The sequence below is a fragment of the Pseudomonas sp. HMSC065H01 genome, from assembly GCF_001815235.1.
GTDB lineage: Bacteria > Pseudomonadota > Gammaproteobacteria > Pseudomonadales > Pseudomonadaceae > Pseudomonas > Pseudomonas aeruginosa.
On sequence record NZ_KV819930.1, the window covers coordinates 56,263 to 60,645 of the forward strand.

Annotated in this window: 5 protein-coding genes and 2 pseudogenes; all 7 read right to left on the reverse strand. The window is 62.7% G+C overall.

Annotated elements, in window-relative coordinates:
- Positions 1 to 239: pseudogene (locus HMPREF3014_RS27385) on the reverse strand (hypothetical protein); the annotation flags it as partial.
- Positions 240 to 468: 229 nt separating this feature from the next.
- Positions 469 to 1,743, reverse strand: a complete 1,275-nt coding sequence (locus HMPREF3014_RS27390; RefSeq protein WP_023087822.1) for a zonular occludens toxin domain-containing protein — start codon at positions 1,741 to 1,743, stop codon at positions 469 to 471.
- Between the two features lie 3 nt (positions 1,744 to 1,746).
- Positions 1,747 to 2,103 (reverse strand): DUF2523 family protein, encoded by a 357-nt coding sequence (locus tag HMPREF3014_RS27395; RefSeq protein ID WP_003114150.1) that lies wholly within the window; start codon positions 2,101 to 2,103, stop codon positions 1,747 to 1,749.
- Between the two features lie 4 nt (positions 2,104 to 2,107).
- Positions 2,108 to 3,418, reverse strand: a complete 1,311-nt coding sequence (locus HMPREF3014_RS27400) for a hypothetical protein (RefSeq protein WP_031633680.1) — start codon at positions 3,416 to 3,418, stop codon at positions 2,108 to 2,110.
- 151 nt (positions 3,419 to 3,569) lie between these two features.
- On the reverse strand, positions 3,570 to 3,818 hold the full coding sequence (locus tag HMPREF3014_RS27405; protein WP_003125072.1) for a major capsid protein: 249 nt from the start codon (positions 3,816 to 3,818) through the stop codon (positions 3,570 to 3,572).
- Between the two features lie 12 nt (positions 3,819 to 3,830).
- The gene (locus tag HMPREF3014_RS27410; protein ID WP_023087824.1) at positions 3,831 to 4,082 is read right to left on the reverse strand and encodes a hypothetical protein; all 252 of its coding nucleotides are present in this window, start codon (positions 4,080 to 4,082) and stop codon (positions 3,831 to 3,833) included.
- A gap of 121 nt (positions 4,083 to 4,203) precedes the next feature.
- Positions 4,204 to 4,383, reverse strand: a pseudogene (locus tag HMPREF3014_RS27420) (DNA-binding protein); the annotation flags it as partial.

Below are 4,383 nucleotides of genomic sequence, written 5' to 3' on the forward strand. Positions count from 1 at the left end.
TCGTAGCCGGCGAACTCGACCACATCCACCGATAGGTCGAACAGCGCCATCACTTCCGGACGCAACTTGCCGTTGTACAACTGCCGCACGGTGTCCACGCCACACCGCAGGATCCGCACGCCTGACAGGTCGGTGAACTGTCCATTGAGCGGGTCCATGAAAAGCATCCCCTTCGGGGACTTGTGGAAATCCCCGTTTTCTTCGAGGACCAGTCGGGTTGGATGGATCGGAGTCTTCATGTTCTTTACCCGTTAATGAGGTTCTATGGGGTTGCTGATCGGGGGTTATCTGACGTGTTACAGGGGCGTCGGCCGCGCCTTCGGCCTATCGCTCATGCCTTGCGCTCCCGGCCGGCGGCGCGGCCCGCCCCTCATGGCGGCACCCCTACCGCCGCTAGCGCCGTCATCACCGTCCACCAGTGATGCAGCGCCCAGCCCATCGCCACCGGGACGAGGAATTCCCAATCGATCATTTCTGCCTCCAGGGCCGCGAGGCGTATTCGGAATCGGGAACGATGGTCAGCGGCGTCTGCCCCTTCGGCGAGGCGCCCGCAGAGGCGGCGACAGGCGCTGCCGGAACGATGCTGGCCACCGCGCCGGCCTGCCTCCCGGCACAGGTGACGGTCTGTTTCCAGTCCTCATAGCGAAGCTCTACGACGCACTCGCCCTTGGGCGTCACCCGGTACCCGGAGCCGATCAGTTGCCAGCTGGTGAGTTCCAGGCGCCGGCCCGTGGGATCCTCCAGGGCGAACATGTAAATGTCGCCCCGCGACTTGCGGTAGGCGTGGGCAAGGATGGAGATCCGCCGATCGGCGAAGGGATGGGCGTTCAGATCAACAGGCGCAGCAGCAGACCCATCAGGTACAAGCCCAGGAGGAAGAAAGCTATTCGCAGCAGGACGCGCTGGAGCAGCCACAGCAGCGGGCGCAGCAGGCGCTTGAGCAGGGTCGCCAGGAGCGTCGGCAGGTGTCGCAGCAGCCGGACCGCCAATCGTGCGCAGAGGCCCCATATACCAGACAAAGCCAATAGTGCCGGCCAGCAATGCCAGTAGAAGAACCAGCTTAGGCGACCAGAAGAGGCTCTTGCCCGCCTTGGTGTCCTGGGTCTTGCCGGTGGCCGTGGACTGGTAGAGGGCGAAGGTCTGCTTTCGGATCCGCTTGTACTCGATGATGGTGCCATCGGCGGGCGGACGGTTGAGTTGGGCGTCATGCTGGGCCTCCTTGTAGCGGCCAGGGATGCCGATCACCGCGAGGTTGGAATGCTTGTAGGCCATCTCGCAGGTCATGCGGATATCGTCGCGGATGTAGGAGATGTTCGGCGTGGTGAGGACGATGTCCCAGTTGAAATGCCGGTGCCGGGTCCAGGCGTCGAGCCAGCCCATGGGGCGGTCGGCCGCGTGGGCCGCTTCCGGTCCACCGGGGTAGTCGAAGCGCTCGAGGTCTTTTTCCCGCCAGGACTTGGGAAACAGCAGTTGGGTTTCGTCGAAGATCAGGAAGGCCCCGCGGGGCGCCCACTGAAACCACGTGCGCATCTTTTCGAGGTCTTCCAGCGACTCCAGATCGAGGTTGATGATTTCCGCCGTGTTGGGCAGGTCCGGGAAGACCTGATAGGCCCGCTCCAGGGTGAAGCCGCGCACGTTGGTGATGATCACCCGCCCGTCTTTCAGCGCGGGCACGGCGTCATCCTGGATTGCGCCGGAAGTCTTGTAGGAGCCATTGGGGCCGTGATGGATCTTGATCGACACGGATCACCTCCCAATGAACGGCACGAAGCGCATGCAGAAGCGCGTCGCCGCCGCGACCATGATGATGTTCAGCGCCTGCGGCACGCCGAAGAAGGCCAGCCCCGCCGCAATCGGCCCCGGCAGCGCGGCGTACATGCTGCGGATCATCTGCGGCACGCCAAGGCTGTCGATCAGTTCGCGGGCGGCGGTGTAGCTGACATCGATCAGCAGGATCAGGGTCTGGAGCGCGGCGTACATCGACGCCTTGGTGGCGACCACCAGTCCGTCGCGCACGAAGTCATAGATGCCTTGGGCGAAGAAGTCCCAGATCCACTGGAAGAAGGCGATGATCTGATCGAGAAAACCGGAGAGCCATTCCATAGGGTCAGTCCTTCAGCAGAATGAGGGCGGCGATCAGCGCGGCCATTAGCAGCAGCGCCACGCGCAGGCTGGAGAGTTGGCCGGCGTAGTCGGAGATACAGAGGGAGTAGGACTTGCCCCAAATGGTCATGGACTCGCAGGGCAGCTGCCCGCCGCCTTCCGCCAGGTTGAGGTCGAAGGCGCCCTTCATCTGGTCGACGTTGGCCTTCACCTTGGTCTTGAGTTCTTTCTTGGCTTCCTCGACCTTCTTTTCCCAGGTGGCGATGGCGTCATCCCAGGTGCCGGGCGTGGGTTCCTTGAGTTCGCCGCCGGGGCCTTCGGGGCCGGTGGAGCAGTTCTCTTTCGCCGGGTCGCAGGTGCCGTTGCCATCGCCGCCCGTGCCGCTGCCGTCACCGTCGCCGCTACCATCGCCCCCGCCGTTGCCGTCCCCTCCCCCGCTGCCGTCGCCGCCATTGCCGGTGCCGCCGCCGTTGTTGTTTCCACCGCCATTGCCATCGCCGCCGCCATCGCCATCACCGCCCGGCGTGGTCGGGTCGGTTGGATCCGTGGGATCGGTCGGGGTCTTGACGCAGGTAGTCCCCGACCACGACCAGCCGGGCGGGCAGCCGGGGTCGTTCGGGTCGGAGGGATCGGTGTTCGGAGTGTCGGGCGGGTTCAGCGAATCGCCGGTTTGAGAGAAGGTGTAGGAGTCGGCACCGCAGCTTTGGCCGGTGCCCTTGAGAATGTAGTTGCAGAAGCCCGTCGTGGTGGAGCCTTTGACCAGATAGCAACTGGCCGGGCTGGGATTGCCGCCATACTCACAGCTTTGATAGCAGGCGGTCGGGGCGCCGCCGTCACCGACATAGTTACGGCCTCCCGAGGTAACTACGGGCGAGTCCGGGCCCTTGGCCGGGAACAGTTCGCCTTCCTTACACTCCTTGGGCGGCGGCTCACAAATACCAGTGGAGGCATTGTAGGTATCATCAGCATTGGCACACTGATCCCCCTTTCTAAAAAGCTTCCAGCTAGCGCAGTCATCACAAGTATTAACAACACTAGGGTCTCTACGAGAAACATACACAACAGAACAATATGAATTATCCAACCCATTCATCTTGGGCGTGGCGCTTGTATAGTTCCAATCCGGAGACCTATCCGCAACAACCCGTGCTTTCTCGCATGCTTCGGCAGGAGTGCTAGAGCCACTGGAGGAATACATAACAACCTCCCATATATAAGGGCCCGCAATAGCACTCCGAACAAAGAATAACGAAGGCAACAAGCACGCCGTAAGAAGCGTTACCCTCAGGACAGATATCAATGTCTTAATGCTCATTTATCTTTTCTCCGGGTAATAAAAAGCCCCGCCGGAAACTCCGGAGGGGCTTCCGCCTCGGTCTGTTCGGTTAGAAGAATTCGCCGGTCCGGTACCCGGTGATGAAGGCGCCGGCGAAGAACGCCCCCAACCACACCGACCAGAGCACCCGTTACGCCTTGCGCAACATGCTGTAGATCAGGCCGGCAACGGCCAGGATCACCAGGGCGCCGACGATGTAGCCGCCAATGGCCTTCATATCGCCCTGGCCATCGGTGATCGCCGATTCCACCGCGCTGGTGTCGATCACCCCGGCGAAGGCCGGCAGCGAAGTCGCGGCAGTGACGGAACCGGCGATGCACAGGTTGCGGAACGAGGCGACCGGGCTGAACTTGGCGATGCGTTGCTTCATTGCTTTCATGGTGTTTCCTCTCTACTTGGCTTTACGAAGAAGTGACGCGACCCAGCCAATCAAAAGCCCCGTCACGAACGATCCCAGGACGCCAGCAGCACCGATGCCGAAGGCTTCCGGGGAGAAACCACCGTTGACCAGGATGTCCACGTATCCAGCGGCCTCGGGCGGAATCAGGTAGGCCTGCTGCCATGCGAGTTCGCGACACGCCATGAAGCCCTCGGGGTTCGAGGTCCACGCGGTACACACCTGCACAGCGACAACGCCTGACATAGCGATCAGTCCTCAAACAGCCAGGGAGGCCGCCAGGCCGTCGATCCAGCCCCAGGCGTAGCCGGTGGCCAGACCTACCGCGAACAGCGAGAGATAGCGGAGCATCGCGGCCTCCTACGGCTTACGCCTTGGCGTCCGGGGACTTGTCTTGTTTGTCCTGGCCCTGCGGCTGCTGGGCCGGGCGTGGGGCTTGGGCCTGCACTTGCGGGCGGGCCGGGGCTTGGGCAGTCGGCGCCATCGGCTTGCCGCCCACGGCCAGCAGATCCACAAGGACTTGGGTATTGGTGATCCGGCCGAAACG

Bases quoted from the DNA above. Each gene is read 5' to 3' on its own strand.
- HMPREF3014_RS27405 (WP_003125072.1), bottom strand. From the start codon at position 3,818: ATGAAAGCAATGAAGCAACGCATCGCCAAGTTCAGCCCGGTCGCCTCG.
- HMPREF3014_RS27395 (WP_003114150.1), bottom strand. From the start codon at position 2,103: ATGGAATGGCTCTCCGGTTTTCTCGATCAGATCATCGCCTTCTTCCAG.
- HMPREF3014_RS27400 (WP_031633680.1), bottom strand. From the start codon at position 3,418: ATGAGCATTAAGACATTGATATCTGTCCTGAGGGTAACGCTTCTTACG.
- HMPREF3014_RS27410 (WP_023087824.1), bottom strand. From the start codon at position 4,082: ATGTCAGGCGTTGTCGCTGTGCAGGTGTGTACCGCGTGGACCTCGAAC.